Source organism: Streptomyces sp. RLB3-17 (assembly GCF_007113425.2).
GTDB lineage: Bacteria > Actinomycetota > Actinomycetes > Streptomycetales > Streptomycetaceae > Streptomyces > Streptomyces mirabilis_D.
Genome location: NZ_CP041610.2, coordinates 4,826,301 through 4,846,914, shown reverse-complemented (window position 1 = coordinate 4,846,914; position 20,614 = coordinate 4,826,301). Strand labels below are relative to the sequence as shown.

The following is a 20,614-nucleotide window of genomic DNA, read 5'->3' as shown; positions in this document are numbered from 1 at the left end:
GGGCGCACCCTTTGGGGCTGTCAGGGTTTATGCCGATTTGAACACTTTCCGCATAGCCTTGGTTCCGCAGAGTGAATAAGGGGCCCAATAGCAGATCTCGGCTTGACTGGCCCGTATCGGCACACTTGTAATTTCACTCGTGTCGTTCAGCCGAAATCGGGAACGGCAGCATCACGGGGACGCGAAAGACAGACGAGGGGCGCACATGACCGAGCTGGTGCAGCAACTGCTGGTCGACGACGCGGACGAGGAACTCGGCTGGCAGGAGCGCGCGCTGTGCGCCCAGACCGACCCCGAGTCCTTCTTCCCCGAGAAGGGCGGCTCCACCCGCGAGGCCAAGAAGGTCTGTCTCGCCTGTGAGGTCCGCTCCGAGTGCCTGGAATACGCGCTCGCCAACGACGAGCGGTTCGGCATCTGGGGCGGTCTGTCCGAGCGCGAGCGCCGCAGGCTGAAGAAGGCCGCCGTCTGACCGCACGGCGTGCACCCCTCGTACCGATACCGGCAGGTAAGAACGGCCCGTCGCAGGTGGGTTATCCACAGGCGGCGGGCCGCTGTGTTGCCCAGCCGTTAGTGTGGGCCCTCGTCCGAGACGTCCCGCTGTCCCCGCCGGACACAGGCGTCCACCGCAGTCCATCGAACCGGGGCCCGTACCTCGATGTCCGTGCACAGCCATTCGGCAGTCCCACACGACGCCGCCACACCTGAGTTTCCGCGCCACGTGGTGACCGCGGTCCTCGTCTCCCACGACGGCGCCCGCTGGCTGCCCGAAGCGCTCGCCGGGCTGCTCGGCCAGGAGCGCCCGGTGCAGAACGCCGTGGCGGCCGACACCGGCAGCGCGGACGACTCCGCCCAGCTGCTGACCGACGCACTCGGCGCCGACCGGGTGCTGCACCTCGCCCGGCGCACCGGCTTCGGCCAGGCCGTCGAGGAGGCCATCCGCGGCGCTGGCGTGCTCACCCCGGATGACCTGCCCTATCTGAAGCGCCCCAGCGGCTGGGACCCGGTCACCCGGACCTGGCGCGACGACGCCTACGACATGCCGGAGCTCCCGCACGGCGAGCCCGAGCAGTGGCTCTGGCTGCTGCACGACGACAGCGCCCCCGAGCCCGACGCCCTGGCCCAGCTGCTCCGGGTCGTGGAGAGCGAGCAGGAGTTCGGCAGGGAAGTCGCCGTGGTCGGCCCCAAGCTGCGCGGCTGGTACGACCGGCGAGCGCTCCTGGAGATCGGCGTCACCATCGCCAACTCCGGCCGCCGCTGGACGGGCCTGGACCGCCGCGAGCAGGACCAGGGCCAGCACGACCACGTCCACCCCGTGCTCGCCGTGTCCACCGCCGGCATGCTGATCCGCCGCGACGTCTACGAGGAACTCGGCGGCTTCGACCGCCGGCTGCCCCTGATGCGTGACGACGTCGACCTGTGCTGGCGCGCCCAGGCCGCCGGACACCGCGTCCTCGTCGCCCCCGAAGCGGTCGTCCGGCACGCCGAGGCCGCCTCCCGCGAGCGCCGCACCGTCGACTGCGTGGGCCGCACCGCCGCCTCCCCGCACAAGGTCGACAAGGCGGGTGCCGTCTACACCCTCCTCGTCAACGCCCGTACGGCACAGCTGCCCTGGATCCTGATCCGGCTCGTCCTCGGCACCCTGCTGCGCACCGTCGCCTACCTCGTGGGCAAGGTCCCCGGACAGGCCGTCGACGAGATCCGCGGCCTGCTGGGAACCCTGCTGCGCCCCGAGCGGATCCTCGCGGGCCGCCGCAGACGCGGTCGCCCCCAGGTCGACAAGGGCGAGCTGCGCCCGCTGTTCCCGCCGCCCGGCGCCACCGTGCGCGCCACGGTCGAGCAGGTCGCGGGCAACTTCATGGGCAGTGACGACCCCGACGCCACCACCGGCGCCGGACGGCACGGCGGCGCCGTCGAGTCCGGACCCGGCGGCGACGACGCCGACTTCCTGCAGATCGAGCAGTTCGCCCGCCTCAAGCGCATCGCCCGCAACCCCGGCCCGATGCTCTTCCTGGTGCTGCTGTTCGTCTCCCTCCTGGCCTGCCGCGGCCTGCTCGGCAGCGGGTCGCTCGCGGGCGGCGCGCTGCTGCCCGCGCCCGCCGACGCCTCCGAGCTCTGGTCGCGCTACGTCGACGGCTGGCACCCGGTGGGCGCCGGCGGCACGGAGACCGCGCCGCCGTACCTCGCGATCGTCGCCCTGCTGTCCTCCCTGCTCCTCGGCTCCACCGGGCTCGCGGTCACCGTGCTCCTGGTGGCCTCCGTCCCGCTGGCCGGCTTCGCCGCGTACTTCGCCTCGCGCCCCCTGGTCGAGTCGCGCCTGCTGCGCGCCTGGGCGTCCGTGACGTACGCCTTCCTGCCCGCCGCCGCCGGCGCCCTCGCCGGCGGCCGCATCGGCACCGCCGTCCTCGCGATCCTGCTGCCGCTCATCGCGCGCGCGGGCGTCGCCGCCAGCGGGCTGACCCACTCCTCCGGCGCGCGCGGCAGCTGGCGCGCCACCTGGGCGTACGCCCTCCTGCTGACGTTCACCACCGCGTTCACGCCGATCGTGTGGCCCATCGCGCTGGTCCTCGGAATCGCCCTCCTCGTAGTGCGCCGAGGGGAAATCACCGCCTACGGGCCGCGTTTCCTGGCCCAGCTCGGCACCCCGCTGCTGGTTCTCGCCCCCTGGTCGCTGACGCTGCTCCCGTTCGGCTTCTTCAAGGAAGCCGGGATGCCCTACGGCGCGAGCGCGGCCTCCGCGCTCGACCTGCTCGGCGCCAGCCCCGGCGGTCCCGGCACGGTCAGCGGACTGATGCTCATCGGCATCGTGCTGGCGGCACTGGCCGCCCTGACGCGCAGCGCGCGGCAGCGCGCGGTGTGGGCCGCCTGGGTCGTCGCCCTGGTGGCGCTCGTCTTCGCCGTGCTGTCCAACAAGTCGGCCTGGGCGGGACCCGCCACCCTCGTCTACGGCCTCGCACTGCTCGCCGCCGCCACGGTCGGCGCCGACGGGGCACGCGCGCGGGTGGCCGAGCAGAGCTTCGGCTGGCGCCAGCCGGTCGCCGCGCTCATCGCGTTCGCCTCGGTCGCCGGCCCGCTGCTGGTGGCCGCCGGATGGGTCCTCGGCGGCGCCGACGGCCCCGTAGAGCGCCGCGACCCGGTGCAGGTGCCCGCGTTCGTCGCCGAGGAGAGCGGCACCCGCGACCAGGCCCGCACCCTCGTCCTCGACAGCGACTCCGGCGCCCGCGTCGGCTACACCCTCGTCCGCGGCTCCGGCGCCCGCCTGGGCGACGGCGAACTCGCGGCCGAGGGCGGCGAGAACAAGAAGCTCGACAAGGTCGTCGCCAACCTCGTCGCGGGCTCCGGCGCCGACCAGGCCAACCAGCTCGGCGGCTTCGCCGTGCGCTACGTCCTGGTCCGCAAGGGCGCGCCCCGCGAGATGAGCCGCGTCCTGGACGCCACCCCGGGCCTGACCCGGCTCAGCCAGCAGGACGGCAGCGCCCTGTGGCGCCTGGACAGCCAGGTCTCGCGCGCCTCGATCGTCCCGAAGTCCGGCGAGGCCCTGCCCATCGCCGCCGGGCCGGTCGAACTGCACACCACCATCCCCTCCGGGGGAGAGGGCCGCGTGCTGCGCCTCGCCGACACGGCCGACGCGGGCTGGACGGCGACCCTGGACGGAAAGCCGCTCACCCGCACCACCGTCGACGGCTGGGCGCAGGGCTTCGAACTGCCCGCGAGCGGCGGCAGGCTGGACGTCACCTTCGACGCCCCGATGAGCCACACCGGCTGGCTGTGGGCCCAGGGCGCGCTCGCCGTCGTCCTGGTGGTCCTCGCCCTGCCCGGGCGGCGCCGTGACGTCGACGACGACCTCCCCGACGAACCGGTCGTCCCCGCCCAGGACGTCACGGGCGAGGGCCGCCGCGCCCGCCGCCTGCGCGCCCAGGCCGAGGCGGAGCAGTCCGACCAGGCCGTCCAGGATGAGGGCGCCCTTCCTCCTCCGGAGGAGGAGGCCGAGCAGACGCCCGTATCGGTCCCGCAGCAGCAGGCGTACGACGAGTGGGACGCGTCGACCTACGCGGGCGCCGAGTACGGCACCTACGGCGGTGAGCAGTACCAGGGCCAGCAGCAGTACCCGGCGGGCACCTACGAGCAGCAGCCGTACCAGGCGGACCCCTACCAGGCAGGCCAGTACGACCCGTACGCCTACGGGGGCACGGCACCGTACGACCCGATGCAGACCTACCAGGGCTACGACGGGACTGGCCAGGGCTACGACGCCGCCTACGACCCGAACACGCCCCCGCAGCCGCCGCACGGCACCGACAGTGAGCGCCCCGACGGGAGCCAGCAGTGAACCGCACCACCCTGTCCCTGATCGCCGGCGCGACCGCGCTCGCCGCCGTCACCGGATTCGCCTCGCTCAACGCGCCGGCCGCCTCCGGCGACAACACCGCCAAGGCGGCCACCCAGCAGCCCGTGGAGCGCACCAGCCTGCTCTGCCCGCAGCCCAGTACCTCCGAGATCGCGAAGACGTCGTACACGTCGTACACGCCCGTCACCCAGGGCACCGCCGACAGCGGCAAGGCCGAACTGCAGGCCGCGGCCGTGGAGTCGGCGGACTCCACGAGCGGCAAGAAGGCCGGCAAGAAGACCGTCAAGCCCGCCCTGAAGCCGGCCGAGCCCGGCAAGCCGGCCACCGGTGACGGCTCCGGAGCCGAGCCGCCCGCCCTCGTCGGCACCGCCGAGGGCAAGTTCGCGCCCGGCTGGACCGTCCAGGAGACCACCGCGGTCGCCGTGGGCACCGGCCGCGGTCTGCTGGGCACCAACTGCACCGCTCCGGACACCGAGTTCTGGTTCCCGGGCGTCAGCACCGCCACCGGCCGTACCGACTATGTGCACTTGACCAACCCCGACGACTCGGCGGCCGTCGTCGACGTCGAGATGTACGGCAAGGACGGCGCCCTCAAGTCCACGGTGGGCGAGGGCATCACGGTCCAGCCGCACGCCAGCGAGCCGATCCTGCTGAGCACGCTCGCGAGCGGGCAGCAGACCGACCTCACCGTCCACGTGACCGTCCGCAGCGGTCGTGTCGGCGCCGCCGTCCAGGCCCTGGACGACAAGATCGGCGGGGACTGGCTGGCCGCCTCCACCGACCCGGCGGGCGGCCTCGTCATGCCGGGCATCCCCAAGGACGCCACGGCCGTGCGGCTGGTCGCCTTCGCGCCCGGCGACCAGGACGCCGATCTGAAGGTCCGCCTCGCCTCGCCCTCGGGCCTGATCACACCGGCCGGCAACGAGACGCTGCACGTGAAGGCCGGCATGACCGCGGCAGTCGACCTCGGTGACGTCACGCGCGGCGAGGCGGGCTCCCTGGTGCTCACCTCCACCGGAACCTCGGCGCCGGTCGTCGCGGCCCTTCAGGTGGTGCGCGGCAAGGGCAGCAAGCAGGAGATGGCGTTCATCCCGGCCACCAACCCGGTCGGCGCGCGCGCGACGGTCGCCGACAACAGCTCCAAGGGCACCACGCTCGCCCTGTCCGCCCCCGGCCAGAGCGCCCAGGTCAAGGTCACCGCGTCCGCCGGCAGCGAGGGCGGTACGGCGGCGACGAAGACGTACACGATCAAGGGCGGTACGACCCAGGACGTCGACGCACCGGTCCCGGCCGGCCTCAAGGGGACGTACGCCCTGACGGTCGAGCCCGTCTCCGGAGGCCCCGTCTACGCCTCCCGGACCCTCGCCTCCGCCCAGGAGGGCGTCCCCGGGTTCACGATCCAGACCCTCCCGGACGACCGCGGGACGGTGGCGGTGCCGGAGGCGGACCAGGATCTGTCGGTGCTGCTGAAGAAGTGATCCCGTACGGGTGATCCACCGGGTCCTCGAGGGGGATCCGGTGGCGCCGTGAGCCTGCTCCCGGTACCGCTCGGGCGGGCCTCAGTCCTCGCCGTAGCGCGGGTCCACCGTCTCCGGTGTCAGCCCCAGCAGCTCCGCGACCTGCTCCACGACGACCTCGTGCACCAGCGCCGCGCGCTCGTCGCGGCCCTTGGTGCGGATCTCGACCGGGCGACGGTAGACGACCACGCGCGCGGGATGGCCCTCGTGCGCCGGGATCGTGCCCCCCAGGGGCACCGCCTCGTCGCTCCAGCCCTCGCCGGAGCCGTCGAGGCGGGGCACTTCGAGGACCATGAAGTCGATGTCGGCGAGTTGGGGCCAGCGCCGCTCCAGCCGCTCCACGGAGTCCTGCACCAGGTCCGCGAAGACCTCGGCGCGGCTCGCGGCGAGCGGCACCTGGGGTGGCGCGACGGGGCCGCGCATGCCCCTTCCGTGGCGATCGCGACGGCGGGGCCCGGGTGCGGCGGCGGTGGGCGGTACGGGGGTGTCCATCACTGACGAAGAGTAGTCCCCACGAGGTCCGCGTGCCCGGCCCCCACGCGGCTGCCCGCGGCGCGGGGCAGGAAGCCCGGCGCATGTTCCGGATGTCGCAGGATGACCATTCCAGCCAAGCTTGGGCTCGATTCCGTATCCCTCCGGGACCGTCGCTCACATGGCAATTGACGTGGTTTGCACCAAGTGGTGACCGGATTCAGGTCCGTTCGGCGTCTCGTCGCGGGATGTCGCCCCAGGTCAGGACGGGTGATCCGAAGGCTTGTGTGGGTGGACTCACAGCACGACACGGTGGGGTGACCTGGGGGAGAGTCGTCGCGGCCCGCTCAAGAGTGCGGTACCGTCCAACGTCGTGAGCCCTGTACGTCGCTGTTCGCGAACCGCTTGCGGCCGTCCCGCCGTCGCGACGCTGACGTACGTCTACGCCGACTCGACCGCGGTCCTCGGCCCGCTCGCCACCTACGCCGAGCCCCACTGCTACGACCTGTGCGCCGAGCACTCCGAGCGTCTCACCGCGCCGCGCGGCTGGGAGGTCGTCCGGCTCGCCGACGCCTCCGCTCCCTCCCGCCCCAGCGGTGACGATCTGGAAGCGCTCGCCAACGCGGTGCGCGAGGCGGCCAGGCCGCAGCAGCGCGCCGCCGAGGCCGGTGGCGGCGCCCGCTCGGCGGACCCGATGGAGGTCGCGCGCCGCGGCCACCTACGGGTGCTGCGCTCGCCGGACAACTGAGCGTCCGCCCCCTCCGTATCCAGGGTCGCCCCCGAGCTTCCTCCCTCGGCTCCACCGAGTCGTGCACGCCCATCGACGAGGGCTTGTGGCGCACACGACGGATACCTCACCTGCGAGAACACGCTTTCCGCATCGCGGACCCCCCGCGCGGCGCAATCCGGCGAGGCGCTCGCGCACTGCCAGGAACTGGAACCCGTGGCCGACTCGCTGGCCGGCTGGCTCGCCTACGGCATGCCGGTCGGCCAGACACTGGAAGCCCTCGCGGGCTTCGGCGCGATGGGCACACCGGTCGTCGCCCTCGCCCAAGTCACCGGCCTGCCACTGGATTCCGTCGCCTCCGCGATGGTCCGTCAGACCCCGCTGCCGGCCTTCGTCGTGCCCCTGGTGCTCGTCGGACCGGTCGACGGTCGGCTCGGGTCGCGCGAGACCTGGGCGCCCGCCCTGGCGTGCGGAGTCGCCTTCGCCGCCGCCCAGTTCGCCGCCTCGAACCACGTCTCCGCGAATGGGCGGCGACGGTACGCGAGTTGAGGTTCGCGATCGACCTGCTGCGCGAAGTACTCCCGTGGAGCGCCGGGCTGCTGTTGATCATGTGCCTGATCGTGCTGGGCCAGAACTCACGCGTCCTCGACTGGATGCTGCCCTGACGGCCGGAGCTGCCTCCGTGCGTTACTCCCGGGTGACGGTTGGGGCTCCCAGGTGACGGGTGAGCGTCCGATCGGCCCCTTCACGGCGGGCTGTCAGCCGGTACGGGTAGTTTGGGGCGACCGAAGTGGACTTCTGGAAGGTTGGCCGTGACTGCTGATCTGTCGCAGCTCGTGAAGGCGTACGACGTACGCGGGGTGGTCCCGGACCAGTGGGACGAGTCGATGGCCGAGCTGTTCGGCGCGGCCTTCGTCCAGGTGACCGGAGCGGACGCCATCGTGATCGGGCACGACATGCGGCCCTCGTCGCCCGGCCTGTCGCGTGCCTTCGCACGCGGGGCGGCGGCACGCGGTGTCGACGTGACCGAAATCGGCCTGTGCTCCACCGACCAGCTGTACTACGCGTCCGGTGCGTTCAACCTGCCGGGCGCCATGTTCACGGCCTCGCACAACCCCGCCCAGTACAACGGCATCAAGATGTGCCGCGCGGGCGCCGCCCCGGTCGGCCAGGACACCGGCCTGGCCGAGATCCGCGAACTCGTCGAGTCCTGGCTCGACTCGGGCCTCCCGGCCTCCGACGCGACACCGGGAACGATCACGCAGCGTGACACGTTGGAGGACTACTCGGCGTACCTCCGCTCGCTCGTCGACCTGACCGACATCCGCCCCCTGAAGGTCGTGGTCGACGCGGGCAACGGCATGGGCGGGCACACGGTGCCGACCGTCTTCGCGGGCCTCCCCCTCGACCTCGTACCCATGTACTTCGAACTGGACGGCACGTTCCCCAACCACGAGGCGAACCCGCTGGACCCGGCGAACATCGTGGACCTCCAGCAGCGTGTGCGCGAGGAGAGCGCCGACATCGGCATCGCGTTCGACGGGGACGCGGACCGCTGCTTCGTCGTCGACGAGAACGGGGACCCGGTCTCCCCGTCCGCGATCACCGCCCTGGTCGCCGCCCGCGAACTCGGCAAGCACGGCGGCGGCACGGTCATCCACAACCTCATCACCTCCTGGTCGGTGCCCGAGGTCGTCCGCGAGCACGGCGGCACCCCGGTCCGCACCCGCGTCGGCCACTCCTTCATCAAGGCCGAGATGGCCCGCTCCGGCGCGATCTTCGGCGGCGAGCACTCCGCGCACTACTACTTCCGCGACTTCTGGAACGCCGACACGGGCATGCTGGCCGCCCTGCACGTCCTCGCCGCCCTCGGCGGCCAGGACGGCACGCTCTCCCGGCTCGTCGCCGAGTACGACCGCTATGTCGGCTCCGGCGAGATCAACTCCACGGTCGACGACCAGGCGGCCCGCCTCGCCGCGATCAAGGCCGCGTACGAGGGTCGCGAGGGTGTCACCATCGACGAGCTCGACGGTCTGACCGTCACCTTGGACGACTCGTGGTTCAACGTCCGCCCCTCCAACACGGAGCCCCTCCTCCGTCTGAACGCCGAGGCGAAGGACGAGCCGACGATGGCGAAGCTGCGGGACGAGATCCTGCACATCATCAGGGGCTGACCCCCTCCCGGGGTGCCGTCTCCGTCCGCCGGTTGTCCGGCTGCGGGTGGGTGGGGGCTGATCGCGCAGTTCCCCGCGCCCTTAAAAGCCTCGGTCCGCACGGCGTTGCGGGGCCGGGGCCGGGGCCGGGTCCGGGGCCGAAAACCAGACCCCACCCACCCCAGGCCCACCCCCTCAGCCGACCCGAAGACCGCACCCCGCCCACTCTGCCCATCCCACCCACCCCGGCCCGCACGTCCAGCCCGTCGGGCGTTTGAGGCCGGAGGCGGGAGGCCGTACCTCACCGACCCCGGCCTGCGCTTCCAGCCTGCCGGGCGTTTGAGGCCGGAGGCGGGAGGTCGTACTCCACCGACTCCGGCCTGCACCTCCAGCCTGTCCGGCGCGTGAGGCCGAGGTCGGGGGTCGATTCCCACCCACCCCCGGTCCACCCGCCCACCCCGGCCCGTATCCGTCAGCCTGTCGGGCGTGTGAGGCCGAGGCTGGGGGTCGATGCCCCACCCCCCGGTCCACCCCACCCACCCGGTCCCGTATCACTCAGCCCGTCCGGCGTTTGAGGACGAGCCCTTCGGGCGATGCGGGGGTCCGGGGGCGGAGCCCCTGGTGGGGTTGAAGGGGCGGAGCCCCTGGGGATGGGACGGGTAGGGGCGGCGGGGGCGAAATCACCACGTCCACACACCCCGCCACCCCACCCCCCACAGCGGTACGCTGACCAGGCCGCATCCACCCCGTTCGAAAGGACACCCCATGCCGCTCGAAGCCGGCCTCCTGGAGATCCTCGCCTGCCCGGCCTGCCACGCCCCGCTCAAGGAGCAGGAGAGCGAGCTGCTCTGCACGGGCCAGGACTGCGGCCTCGCCTACCCCGTCCGCGACGGCATCCCCGTACTCCTCGTCGACGAGGCCCGCCGCCCCGGTTAACACCCCACCGGCGACACCCGCCACACAGGCGAATCAGGCGACAGAGGCAACACACCGGCGATCGGGAGGCTGCCGACCCATGCTCGACGAATCGCTGCTCGACGACCCAGAGGCGCTCGCCCGCGCCGACCGTCGCGAGCTGCTCCGGGGCGCCGCGGAGGCGGGCGCCCGTGTGCGTACCGCAGTCCGGCACGCCGCGGAAGCCGGAATCGCGGAACTGAAGCCGGACGGCCGCCCACGCGCCGTCCTGATCGCCGGCCCCGGCCTGGCCGCCACCGGCGTCGCCGAACTGCTCGGCACCCTCGCCGGAGCCAGCTGCCCGATCACCCGGCTCACCCCCACCGGCGTCGCCCCCGCGGGCGGCGCCCTCCGCTGGGAACTGCCCGGCTGGGCGGGCCCGGTGGACCTCCTGCTGATCGCCACCCCCGACGGCAGCGAACCAGGCCTCGAACTCCTGGTCGAGCAGGCGTACCGGCGCGGCTGCTCCGTCGTAGCGGTGGCCCCCGCCGGCACCCCGATCGTGGAGGAGGTGCAGGGCACGCACGGCCTGTTCGTACCGATGGCGACCGCCCCCTACGAGCCGACCGAACCCCTCGCCGCCTCCGCCCCCGGCGTCCTGTGGGCCCTGCTCACCCCGTTGCTCGCGCTGCTGGACCGCACCGGCCTGGTCTCCGCCCCGCCCGAGGCGCTGGAGAAGGTCGCCGACCGCCTCGACCGCGTCGCCGAACGCTGCGGCCCGGCCATCGCGCCCTACAGCAACCCGGCCAAGACGCTCGCCGCCGAGCTCGCCGAAGCACTCCCGGTGATCTGGACGGAAGGCACCTCCGCGGGCCCCGCCGGCCGCCGCTTCACCGCCGCGCTCGCGGAACTGGCCGGCCGCCCCGCCCTCACCGCGGAACTCCCCGAGGCGCTCGCCGCCCACAGCGTGCTGCTCTCGGGCGCACTCGCCGCCGGCGCCGACCCCGACGACTTCTTCCGCGACCGTGTGGAAGAGGCCCAGGTCCTGCACGCGCGCGTGGTGCTCCTGCGCGACCGCCCGGCCGGCGGCCTCACCGCCGCCCCGGCCGCCCGCGAACTCGCCCTCAGCCACGACACCGCTCTCAGCGAGCTCGAACCGGAGGAGGGCCCCGAACTGGAGACCCTCGCGGAACTGATCGCCGTCACGGATTTCGCCGCCGTTTACCTGGCGCTCGCTTCAGGGGCCTGATCTTGTAGCCAGGCACCCGGGTCGGCCTCGGCCGACCCGGGACTCTTGACCAGCGCAGCGCACGTACGGAGAGAACGACACACATGGACCGCCTCGACAACACCGTCCGCCCCTACGCCTGGGGCTCGACCACCGCCATCCCGCGGCTGCTCGGCGTCGAGCCGACCGGTGAACCGCAGGCGGAGATGTGGATGGGCGCCCACCCGGGCGCGCCCTCCCGCACGGCGCGCGGCCCCCTCGACGAGGTTATCGGCGAGGACCCCGAGAAGGAACTCGGTCGCGCGGCCGTCGCCAAGTTCGGCCCCCGCCTGCCGTTCCTGCTCAAGATCCTCGCCGCGGGCGCGCCCCTCTCCCTCCAGGTGCACCCCAACCTCGAACAGGCGAAGGAGGGGTACGAGGACGAGGAGCTCCGCGGCATCCCGATATCCGCCGCCCACCGCAACTACAAGGACGCCAACCACAAGCCCGAACTGATCTGCGCCCTCACCGAGTTCGACGGCCTGTGCGGCTTCCGCAGCCCCGACGAGACCGCCGAACTGCTCGCCGGCCTGGACGTCGACTCCCTCAAGCCGTACGTCGACCTCCTGCACGCCCACCCGGAGGACGCGGCGCTGCGCGAGGTCCTGACGGCGGTGCTGAGCGCGGACCCCGACGACATGGCCCACACGGTCACCGAGACCGCGGCCGCCTGCGCCCGTCTCGGCGGCGCCTACGCCCCCTACGCCGACATCGCCCACCACTACCCGGGCGACCCCGGCGTGATCGCCGCGATGCTCCTCAACTACGTCCAGCTCCAGCCCGGCGAGGCGTTGTTCCTGGGCGCCGGCGTCCCGCACGCCTATCTGAACGGCCTCGGCGTCGAAATCATGGCCAACAGCGACAACGTCCTGCGCTGCGGCCTGACCCCCAAGCACGTCGACGTCCCCGAACTCCTGCGCGTCGTCCGCTTCGAGGCGAGCGACCCCGGCGTCCTGCGCCCGGAGGCGTCCCCCGACGGCGAGGAGGTCTACGCGACCCCCATCGACGAGTTCCGCCTCTCCCGGTACGCCCTCGCGGAGGGCGCCGCCCCGCACGACCTCACGCGCGACACCCCCCAGATCCTGCTCTGCACGTCGGGTTCCGTACACGCCGACGGCAACACGCTCGCCCCCGGCGAGTCGGTCTTCGTACCGGCGGGCGAAAAGGCAGAGGTGTCCGGATCCGGCACGATCTTCCGTGCGACAGTGGTGGCCTGACGAGGCGACTGTGGCGGCCAGACGTACCGCCGTCGGACCGGGCTGCAACAATGGCCCACCGCAAAGGGCGGGCAAAGCCCGGACCGGCGTACGAGCGTACGAACGGGGCCCGGACGGCGTACGAAGGGACAGCAGGAGCACATGAGCGCTTCAGGCGGCACCAGGGCGATCGTGGCGGCACTCGGCGCCAACCTCGCGATCGCGGCATCGAAGTTCGTGGCGTTCGCCTTCAGCGGCTCGTCCTCGATGCTCGCCGAGGGCGTCCACTCGCTCGCCGACTCCGGCAACCAGGCCCTGCTCCTGATCGGTGGCAAGAAGGCCCAGCGCGAGGCGACCCCCCAGCACCCCTTCGGCTACGGCCGCGAGCGCTACATCTACGCCTTCCTCGTCTCGATCGTCCTCTTCTCGGTCGGCGGCATGTTCGCCGTCTACGAGGGCTACGAGAAGATCAAGCACCCGCACCAGATCGAGCACTGGTACTGGCCGGTGGGCGTCCTGGTGTTCGCGATCATCGCCGAGGGCTTCTCCTTCCGTACGGCCATCAAGGAGTCCAACGAACTGCGCGGCACACACTCCTGGTCGCAGTTCATCCGCCGCGCCAAGGCCCCCGAGCTGCCGGTCGTCCTCCTGGAGGACTTCGGCGCGCTCATCGGTCTGGTCCTCGCCCTCGGCGGCGTCGGCCTCGCCCTGCTCACGGACGACGGCGTCTGGGACGGCATCGGCACGCTCTGCATCGGCATCCTGCTCATCCTGATCGCGCTGGTCCTCGCCGCCGAGACCAAGTCCCTCCTGCTGGGCGAGGCCGCGGGCGTCGAAGAGGTCAAGAAGATCGAGGCCTCCATCGTCGACGGCCACACGGTCACCGGCATCATCCACATGCGCACGCTCCACCTAGGCCCGGAGGAGCTCCTGGTCGCCGCGAAGATCGCCGTCCAGCACGACGACACGGCCGCCGAGGTCGCCACCGCGATCAACGCCGCCGAGTCCCGCATCCGCGCCGCCGTCCCGATCGCCCGCGTGATCTACCTGGAACCGGACATCTACAGCGAGGCGAAGGCCGCGAAGGGCCCGAACCCCGAGGCGACCCCCGGGGGCCCCGCCCAGACACCTTCCGAGCACTGACCCACCCGGCACTGCCCCCCGAACTCGCCCGCCCGAAGACGAGCCGCACACCTCGCCCGGAACGACCGTTGGCCGGAGCCGGACTGGGGCGGCCCGGGGCGACCGGTGTAGCTTGGTGGCTGAGCCAGACGTCGCTGCTGATGGCGGTCGGGCGGTCCCACCGCGGACCGGCCGAGGGAGAGAGGGCCTCCGACGGACTGCGCTGCGCGCACCAGGCACACATGTGCCCTGCTGCGGGGCACGTCCGTGCCCTGCTCGGGCATGCGTATGCCCCGCGCCGCGCAGACAGCCGTATCCACCTCGCCCCAATCCAGACCCCGAGGAGCAGCTCTCAATGACGACTGTCGACAACCGACAGGACTTCAAGGTCGCCGACCTCTCCCTGGCCGAGTTCGGCCGCAAGGAGATCACCCTCGCCGAGCACGAGATGCCCGGCCTGATGTCGATCCGCAAGGAGTACGCCGCCACGCAGCCCCTCGCGGGCGCCCGCGTCACCGGCTCCCTGCACATGACGGTGCAGACCGCCGTCCTCATCGAGACCCTCGTCGCCCTCGGCGCCGAGGTCCGCTGGGCCTCCTGCAACATCTTCTCCACCCAGGACCACGCCGCCGCGGCCATCGCCGTCGGCCCGAACGGCACGCCCGACAACCCGCAGGGCGTCCCGGTCTTCGCCTGGAAGGGCGAGACCCTGGAGGAGTACTGGTGGTGCACGGAGCAGGCTCTGACCTGGCCGAACACCCCCACCGGCGGCCCGAACATGATCCTGGACGACGGCGGTGACGCCACCCTCCTCGTCCACAAGGGCGTCGAGTACGAGAAGGACGGCAAGGTCCCGTCCGTCGACACCGCCGAGTCCGAGGAGCACCGCTTCGTCCTCGAACTCCTGCACCGCACCATCACCGACGGCTCGCAGAAGTGGACCCAGCTCGCCTCGGAGATCCGCGGCGTGACCGAGGAGACCACGACCGGTGTCCACCGTCTCTACGAGATGCACCGCGACGGCACCCTCCTGTTCCCGGCGATCAACGTGAACGACGCCGTCACCAAGTCGAAGTTCGACAACAAGTACGGCTGCCGCCACTCCCTGATCGACGGCATCAACCGCGCCACCGACGTCCTCATCGGCGGCAAGACCGCAGTCGTCCTCGGCTACGGCGACGTGGGCAAGGGCTGCGCGGAGTCCCTGCGCGGCCAGGGCGCCCGGGTGATCATCACCGAGATCGACCCGATCTGCGCCCTGCAGGCGGCGATGGACGGTTACCAGGTCACGACGCTCGACGAGGTCGTCGACAAGGGCGACATCTTCGTCACCACGACCGGCAACAAGGACATCATCATGGCCTCGGACATGGCCAAGATGAAGCACCAGGCGATCGTCGGCAACATCGGTCACTTCGACAACGAGATCGACATGGCCGGCCTCGCGAAGATCCCGGGCATCGTCAAGGACGAGGTCAAGCCGCAGGTTCACACCTGGAAGTTCCCCGACGGCAAGGTGATCATCGTCCTGTCCGAGGGCCGCCTGCTGAACCTGGGCAACGCCACCGGCCACCCCTCGTTCGTGATGTCCAACTCGTTCGCGGACCAGACCCTGGCCCAGATCGAGCTGTTCACCAAGCCCGACGAGTACCCGACCGACGTCTACGTGCTGCCCAAGCACCTCGACGAGAAGGTCGCCCGCCTCCACCTCGACGCCCTCGGCGTCAAGCTCACCACGCTCCGCCCGGAGCAGGCCGCGTACATCGGCGTAGAGGTCGAGGGCCCGTACAAGTCGGACCACTACCGCTACTGAGCACCCCGCCGAGCAGCGGTACCACCGCTCGGCGTACGGATGTCAGCAGGCCCCCGCCCCCGTGGCGGGGGCCTGTCCCCGATGAGGACCTGAACGCCCATGCCCCGCGGTCGCTATTCGCTCCATGATCCCCACGATCACACCCCCCTCGCCGAAGAACACTTCCATTGCGCGCCCGGCCCCTCCGGCTGGCGCTACGTCTCGCAACTGACCACCCCCTCCGGCGACCATGCCGGCTCGGTCGACCTCGCCCTCGACGAGCTCGGCCGCCCCATCCGTCTCGAACTGCACGCCGCGAGCTGGCAGGTCCGTGGCGCCGCCCTCGACGGCGTGACCTGGGTTCGCACCGACCCCACCGGCACCGAGGCCACCGAAGGCAATGTCCGCGCCCACGCCTTCACCGGCACATCCCCCGCCTTCCTCGTCGCCACCGCCCGCCTCCTGCGCCTCACCCCCGATGCCTCCGCAACCCGCGTACGCCTCGTCGCCTTCACCGACCCGGTCCTCGCCCCGCGTACCGTCGACCAGTCCTGGGCCTTGATCTCGAGAGAAACACACGCCACTGACAACGGCCCCCTGACCGTGGACGAATACCAGGTCACAGCCCTGGACACGGGGGAGCAGCACGCCGTACACCTCGCGGGAGACGTGGTCCTGGCGGCGCCCGGCGTGGAGCTCGAGCACCTCGAATCCCCGCCGTCGTTCTTCGCCTGACGACGCCGGGACACCGTTCGGAGCGGGTTCAGGCGGGCGGCGCGAACCCGGTCGACGGGCGTTCGACCGGCTCGTCCCGCGATGCCGCGGGCGGCGGCGCCTGCTGCGCCGACGCGGCCGTGCCCTCCGAGGCCGGGGACGCCGAGGGATAGGGATAGAGGTCCCGCGCCGAAGCGGGCGAGGAAGCACCTGCCTGCGGATAGGCCTGCGCGCCTGGCTGCCCCAGGACGGGGCCGCCGCCCGCGCCGGGCATCCCGGCGACGAACCCGCCCGGACCCCCTGGCACCGCCGGAGCGCTCCCGCCGGCGAAGGCCCGCCGAGCGTCCCGCGCCTGCCGTTCCTGCACCACGGCCGCCAGATAGGCGGCCGCCGGCACCCCCTGCGGCGCCGGAGCCCCCGTACGGGCGGCCAGATCGGACGCGAGCCGCTCCGCCATCGCCCCGCCGACCTGAGGGTCCAGCTGCCGCATCCGCGTCAGGTACTGACGAATGGCCAGCCACAGGCCGTCCGGCACGGCCGACAGATCAAGTCCGGAGAACCGCCCCGCCAGCCAGGGTGGCGGCGGAGGCACGAAGGCCGTATGTCCGACGGGAATCCGTTCCCGCACGACGAGGGTCCCCGCGAACACGTCACCGAGCCGCCGCCCTCGAGCCGACACGAGCGAGGCGATGCACGCGATGATCCCGAACGTCATCAGAATCTCGACCACACCGATCGCACCACGCACCAACGCGTGCCGGAACCGGATCGGCCCTCCGTCGTCCCGCACCACCCGCAGCCCGAAGGCCAGCTTTCCGAGCGAGCGGCCGTGACTCAGCGTCTCCACCGCGATCGGGCCGCCCACCAGCAGCAGAACGAAGCTCGCGATCGACACCGCGATCCGCGCCGCATCGTCCAAGGCCGCCGTCGCGGCCAGCAGGCCGATGGTGACGATCAAATAGGCGGTCATCGACACGGCCAGATCGAGCAACACCGCCAGCGCCCGGCTCGGCAGTTTCGCGGGGCGCAGCTCCAGCGCCACCGCCTCGCCCGTCACTAGCTCACTCACACTCGCCGTCCTTCCCCTGACCTGCCCTGAGAACGGTCAGTCTGCCAAGCTGAGGGCACATCGCGCCGCAGTACGACAAGCTGACACGCAGTACGAGAGGACGAGGAGCAGCAGAACCGATGGACCTCGACGTCTTCGTGTCCGCCCACCGCGCCGAGTGGGACCGTCTCGACGCCCTGCTGCGCCGCCAACGCCGGCTCACCGGAGCCGAGGCCGACGAACTCGTCGCCTTGTATCAACGTACGGCCACGCACCTCTCGCTGATCCAGTCCAGCGCGCCGGATCCGCAGCTCACCGGTCGTCTGAGCCAACTGGTGGCACGCGCGCGTGGTGCCGTGACAGGCAACCGCCGCGCGTCCTGGCGCGATGTCACCCGCTTCCTCACGCAGGGCTTCCCGGCGGCGGTGTACCGCTCACGCCACTGGTGGGTCCCCACGGCGCTCCTGTCGACGCTGGTCGGCGTCGTCCTGGGGTGGTGGATAGGTACGCACCCCGAGGTCCAGTCCTCGATCGCGGCCCCCAGCCAGCTGCGCCAGCTCACGCGCCCCGGCGGTGAGTACGAGACCTACTACTCGAGCCACCCGGCCGCGTCCTTCGCGGCCCAGGTCTGGACGAACAACGCCCAGGCCGCCGCGATGTGCCTGGTCCTGGGCATCTTCCTGGGACTACCGGTTCTCTGGATCCTCTTCCAGAACATGCTCAATCTCGGCGTGGGCATAGGCCTGATGTCGTCGGCGGGCCGCCTCGACACCTTCCTGGGCCTGATCCTTCCGCACGGCCTCCTGGAACTGACCGCCGTCTTCGTGGCCGCGGGCACCGGTCTGCGACTGGGCTGGACCCTGATAGACCCGGGCCCCCGCTCGCGCCGTACGGCACTCGCCGAAGAGGGCCGCGCCGCTCTCGGCATGGCGATCGGCCTGGCTCTGATCCTCTTCGTCTCGGGCGCCATCGAAGGCTTCGTCACCCCGTCCGGACTCCCCACCTGGGCCCGCGTCGGCATAGGAATCGCCGCTGAACTGGCCTTCCTCACGTACGTCTATGTCCTGGGCGGTCGCGCGGTACGGGCCGGCGACACCGGTGACGTCGACGAGTCCGAGCGCAGCGCGACTCTTCCGACGGCCGCTTGATGTGCGTTCACCGCCGTTGACCTGCTAGTCTCCTCTTCGCCCCACAGGAGCCGTTGACACGGAGCCGATGGGGAGGTAGATTCGAACAGTTGCCTAGAGCTGGACAAGTCCAGACGGTGGCAGTTAGGATCTGCCAGCTTCTTGTGAATGCGATTCCCAAGACGCACCTCCCGATTATTCAGGACTGAGCGGCCGGTAAGGCCGGTCAAAAACTTCTGATAAAGTCGGACTCGCCGAAAGAGAGCCGGAAGGCAATCAAATAGGCAAAGGCCCTCCAACGGCCACCGGAAATGAATTCCGACCGGAAACGGAACGGAAAACGGATCTGGTAAGGTTGGAAACACAGAAGGGAAGCGCCCGGAGGAAAGCCCGAGAGGGTGAGTACAAAGGAAGCGTCCGTTCCTTGAGAACTCAACAGCGTGCCAAAAATCAACGCCAGATATGTTGATACCCCGTCTCCGGCCGATCGGTCGGGGCGAGGTTCCTTTGAAAAAGTCCTGCCGGGCATGGTCTCGGTGGGCGCACAGCGAGGACGCTGTGAACCGAGGGGATTATTCCTCCCTTCGGTTCCGCTCTCGTGGTGTCGTCCCGATTACGGGAAAACATTCACGGAGAGTTTGATCCTGGCTCAGGACGAACGCTGGCGGCGTGCTTAACACATGCAAGTCGAACGATGAAGCCCTTCGGGGTGGATTAGTGGCGAACGGGTGAGTAACACGTGGGCAATCTGCCCTTCACTCTGGGACAAGCCCTGGAAACGGGGTCTAATACCGGATAACACCTGCCCGGGCATCCGGGTGGGTTAAAAGCTCCGGCGGTGAAGGATGAGCCCGCGGCCTATCAGCTTGTTGGTGAGGTAGTGGCTCACCAAGGCGACGACGGGTAGCCGGCCTGAGAGGGCGACCGGCCACACTGGGACTGAGACACGGCCCAGACTCCTACGGGAGGCAGCAGTGGGGAATATTGCACAATGGGCGAAAGCCTGATGCAGCGACGCCGCGTGAGGGATGACGGCCTTCGGGTTGTAAACCTCTTTCAGCAGGGAAGAAGCGAAAGTGACGGTACCTGCAGAAGAAGCGCCGGCTAACTACGTGCCAGCAGCCGCGGTAATACGTAGGGCGCAAGCGTTGTCCGGAATTATTGGGCGTAAAGAGCTCGTAGGCGGCTTGTCACGTCGGGTGTGAAAGCCCGGGGCTTAACCCCGGGTCTGCATTCGATACGGGCTAGCTAGAGTGTGGTAGGGGAGATCGGAATTCCTGGTGTAGCGGTGAAATGCGCAGATATCAGGAGGAACACCGGTGGCGAAGGCGGATCTCTGGGCCATTACTGACGCTGAGGAGCGAAAGCGTGGGGAGCGAACAGGATTAGATACCCTGGTAGTCCACGCCGTAAACGGTGGGAACTAGGTGTTGGCGACATTCCACGTCGTCGGTGCCGCAGCTAACGCATTAAGTTCCCCGCCTGGGGAGTACGGCCGCAAGGCTAAAACTCAAAGGAATTGACGGGGGCCCGCACAAGCAGCGGAGCATGTGGCTTAATTCGACGCAACGCGAAGAACCTTACCAAGGCTTGACATACACCGGAAAGCATTAGAGATAGTGCCCCCCTTGTGGTCGGTGTACAGGTGGTGCATGGCTGTCGTCAGCTCGTGTCGTGAGATGTTGGGTTAAGTCCCGCAACGAGCGCAACCCTTGTTCTGTGTTGCCAGCATGCCCTTCGGGGTGATGGGGACTCACAGGAGACTGCCGGGGTCAACTCGGAGGAAGGTGGGGACGACGTCAAGTCATCATGCCCCTTATGTCTTGGGCTGCACACGTGCTACAATGGCAGGTACAATGAGCTGCGAAGCCGTGAGGCGGAGCGAATCTCAAAAAGCCTGTCTCAGTTCGGATTGGGGTCTGCAACTCGACCCCATGAAGTCGGAGTTGCTAGTAATCGCAGATCAGCATTGCTGCGGTGAATACGTTCCCGGGCCTTGTACACACCGCCCGTCACGTCACGAAAGTCGGTAACACCCGAAGCCGGTGGCCCAACCCCTTGTGGGAGGGAGCTGTCGAAGGTGGGACTGGCGATTGGGACGAAGTCGTAACAAGGTAGCCGTACCGGAAGGTGCGGCTGGATCACCTCCTTTCTAAGGAGCATCTAGGCTGCCGGGCTTGCCCGGTGGTCCAGGGCCATTACGTCGGCACACGTTCGACGGTGGTTGCTCATGGGTGGAAC

General features: G+C 70.5%; 14 protein-coding genes, 1 rRNA gene and 1 pseudogene. 14 read left to right on the top strand and 2 right to left on the bottom strand.

What is annotated here, in order from left to right; genetic code table 11:
• Window positions 1-205: 205 nt before the first annotated feature.
• The 3 genes from FNV62_RS22005 (at window position 206) to FNV62_RS21995 (ending at window position 5,823) form a co-directional block, all read left to right on the top strand.
• Complete coding sequence (locus FNV62_RS22005) at window positions 206-469, top strand: WhiB family transcriptional regulator (RefSeq protein WP_003975777.1); 264 nt, start codon at window positions 206-208, stop codon at window positions 467-469.
• 186 nt (window positions 470-655) lie between these two features.
• Window positions 656-4,327 carry a glycosyltransferase family 2 protein gene (locus FNV62_RS22000; protein ID WP_143601843.1) on the top strand — a complete coding sequence of 1,224 codons (3,672 nt, stop codon included), beginning with the start codon at window positions 656-658 and terminating at the stop codon, window positions 4,325-4,327.
• Window positions 4,324-5,823 (top strand): DUF5719 family protein, encoded by a 1,500-nt coding sequence (locus tag FNV62_RS21995; protein ID WP_143601842.1) that lies wholly within the window; start codon window positions 4,324-4,326, stop codon window positions 5,821-5,823. Before FNV62_RS22000 ends, FNV62_RS21995 begins: the two co-directional genes overlap by 4 nt.
• 81 nt (window positions 5,824-5,904) lie before the next feature.
• Here FNV62_RS21995 and FNV62_RS21990 read toward each other — a convergent pair whose 3' ends face one another.
• Window positions 5,905-6,354 (bottom strand): metallopeptidase family protein, encoded by a 450-nt coding sequence (locus FNV62_RS21990; RefSeq protein ID WP_079090353.1) that lies wholly within the window; start codon window positions 6,352-6,354, stop codon window positions 5,905-5,907.
• Between the two features lie 352 nt (window positions 6,355-6,706).
• Here FNV62_RS21990 and FNV62_RS21985 point away from each other — a divergent pair, with 352 nt between their 5' ends.
• The 9 genes and pseudogenes from FNV62_RS21985 (at window position 6,707) to FNV62_RS21945 (ending at window position 16,219) form a co-directional block, all read left to right on the top strand.
• Window positions 6,707-7,081: a DUF3499 domain-containing protein gene (locus FNV62_RS21985; protein WP_054229213.1), complete on the top strand. Its 375-nt coding sequence runs from the start codon at window positions 6,707-6,709 to the stop codon at window positions 7,079-7,081.
• An 89-nt stretch (window positions 7,082-7,170) separates the two neighbouring features.
• Window positions 7,171-7,582: pseudogene (locus FNV62_RS58030) on the top strand (L-lactate permease); the annotation flags it as partial.
• 290 nt (window positions 7,583-7,872) lie between these two features.
• On the top strand, window positions 7,873-9,234 hold the full coding sequence (locus FNV62_RS21975) for a phosphomannomutase/phosphoglucomutase (protein WP_054229216.1): 1,362 nt from the start codon (window positions 7,873-7,875) through the stop codon (window positions 9,232-9,234).
• A gap of 744 nt (window positions 9,235-9,978) precedes the next feature.
• Window positions 9,979-10,149, top strand: coding sequence for a Trm112 family protein (locus FNV62_RS21970; protein ID WP_075027380.1), 171 nt, complete (start codon window positions 9,979-9,981; stop codon window positions 10,147-10,149).
• A gap of 79 nt (window positions 10,150-10,228) precedes the next feature.
• The gene (locus tag FNV62_RS21965) at window positions 10,229-11,356 is read left to right on the top strand and encodes an SIS domain-containing protein (RefSeq protein WP_054230213.1); all 1,128 of its coding nucleotides are present in this window, start codon (window positions 10,229-10,231) and stop codon (window positions 11,354-11,356) included.
• An 83-nt stretch (window positions 11,357-11,439) separates the two neighbouring features.
• Complete coding sequence (gene manA / locus FNV62_RS21960) at window positions 11,440-12,591, top strand: mannose-6-phosphate isomerase, class I (protein WP_060901839.1); 1,152 nt, start codon at window positions 11,440-11,442, stop codon at window positions 12,589-12,591.
• Between the two features lie 141 nt (window positions 12,592-12,732).
• Window positions 12,733-13,713: a cation diffusion facilitator family transporter gene (locus FNV62_RS21955; RefSeq protein WP_075027383.1), complete on the top strand. Its 981-nt coding sequence runs from the start codon at window positions 12,733-12,735 to the stop codon at window positions 13,711-13,713.
• A gap of 334 nt (window positions 13,714-14,047) precedes the next feature.
• Complete coding sequence (gene ahcY / locus FNV62_RS21950; protein ID WP_054230216.1) at window positions 14,048-15,505, top strand: adenosylhomocysteinase; 1,458 nt, start codon at window positions 14,048-14,050, stop codon at window positions 15,503-15,505.
• 99 nt (window positions 15,506-15,604) lie between these two features.
• Window positions 15,605-16,219, top strand: a complete 615-nt coding sequence (locus tag FNV62_RS21945) for a hypothetical protein (protein WP_097284975.1) — start codon at window positions 15,605-15,607, stop codon at window positions 16,217-16,219.
• 28 nt (window positions 16,220-16,247) lie between these two features.
• Here FNV62_RS21945 and FNV62_RS21940 read toward each other — a convergent pair whose 3' ends face one another.
• Window positions 16,248-17,267: an RDD family protein gene (locus FNV62_RS21940; RefSeq protein ID WP_205523160.1), complete on the bottom strand. Its 1,020-nt coding sequence runs from the start codon at window positions 17,265-17,267 to the stop codon at window positions 16,248-16,250.
• Window positions 17,268-17,386: 119 nt separating this feature from the next.
• Between FNV62_RS21940 and FNV62_RS21935 the strand changes: the two genes are divergently transcribed.
• Both FNV62_RS21935 and FNV62_RS21930 read left to right on the top strand, forming a co-directional pair.
• Window positions 17,387-18,394 carry a stage II sporulation protein M gene (locus FNV62_RS21935; RefSeq protein ID WP_060901843.1) on the top strand — a complete coding sequence of 336 codons (1,008 nt, stop codon included), beginning with the start codon at window positions 17,387-17,389 and terminating at the stop codon, window positions 18,392-18,394.
• Window positions 18,395-18,999: 605 nt separating this feature from the next.
• A 16S ribosomal RNA gene (locus FNV62_RS21930) occupies window positions 19,000-20,525 on the top strand.
• Window positions 20,526-20,614: the final 89 nt, after the last annotated feature.

What these genes read in the sequence shown, in the direction of transcription:
- FNV62_RS21965 (WP_054230213.1), top strand. Translation starts at nt 10,229, where the DNA reads ATGCTCGACGAATCGCTGCTCGACGACCCAGAGGCGCTCGCCCGCGCC.
- FNV62_RS21970 (WP_075027380.1), top strand. Translation starts at nt 9,979, where the DNA reads ATGCCGCTCGAAGCCGGCCTCCTGGAGATCCTCGCCTGCCCGGCCTGC.
- FNV62_RS21935 (WP_060901843.1), top strand. Translation starts at nt 17,387, where the DNA reads ATGGACCTCGACGTCTTCGTGTCCGCCCACCGCGCCGAGTGGGACCGT.
- FNV62_RS21955 (WP_075027383.1), top strand. Translation starts at nt 12,733, where the DNA reads ATGAGCGCTTCAGGCGGCACCAGGGCGATCGTGGCGGCACTCGGCGCC.
- FNV62_RS22000 (WP_143601843.1), top strand. Translation starts at nt 656, where the DNA reads ATGTCCGTGCACAGCCATTCGGCAGTCCCACACGACGCCGCCACACCT.
- FNV62_RS21990 (WP_079090353.1), bottom strand. Translation starts at nt 6,354, where the DNA reads ATGGACACCCCCGTACCGCCCACCGCCGCCGCACCCGGGCCCCGCCGT.
- FNV62_RS22005 (WP_003975777.1), top strand. Translation starts at nt 206, where the DNA reads ATGACCGAGCTGGTGCAGCAACTGCTGGTCGACGACGCGGACGAGGAA.
- FNV62_RS21945 (WP_097284975.1), top strand. Translation starts at nt 15,605, where the DNA reads ATGCCCCGCGGTCGCTATTCGCTCCATGATCCCCACGATCACACCCCC.
- ahcY (WP_054230216.1), top strand. Translation starts at nt 14,048, where the DNA reads ATGACGACTGTCGACAACCGACAGGACTTCAAGGTCGCCGACCTCTCC.
- manA (WP_060901839.1), top strand. Translation starts at nt 11,440, where the DNA reads ATGGACCGCCTCGACAACACCGTCCGCCCCTACGCCTGGGGCTCGACC.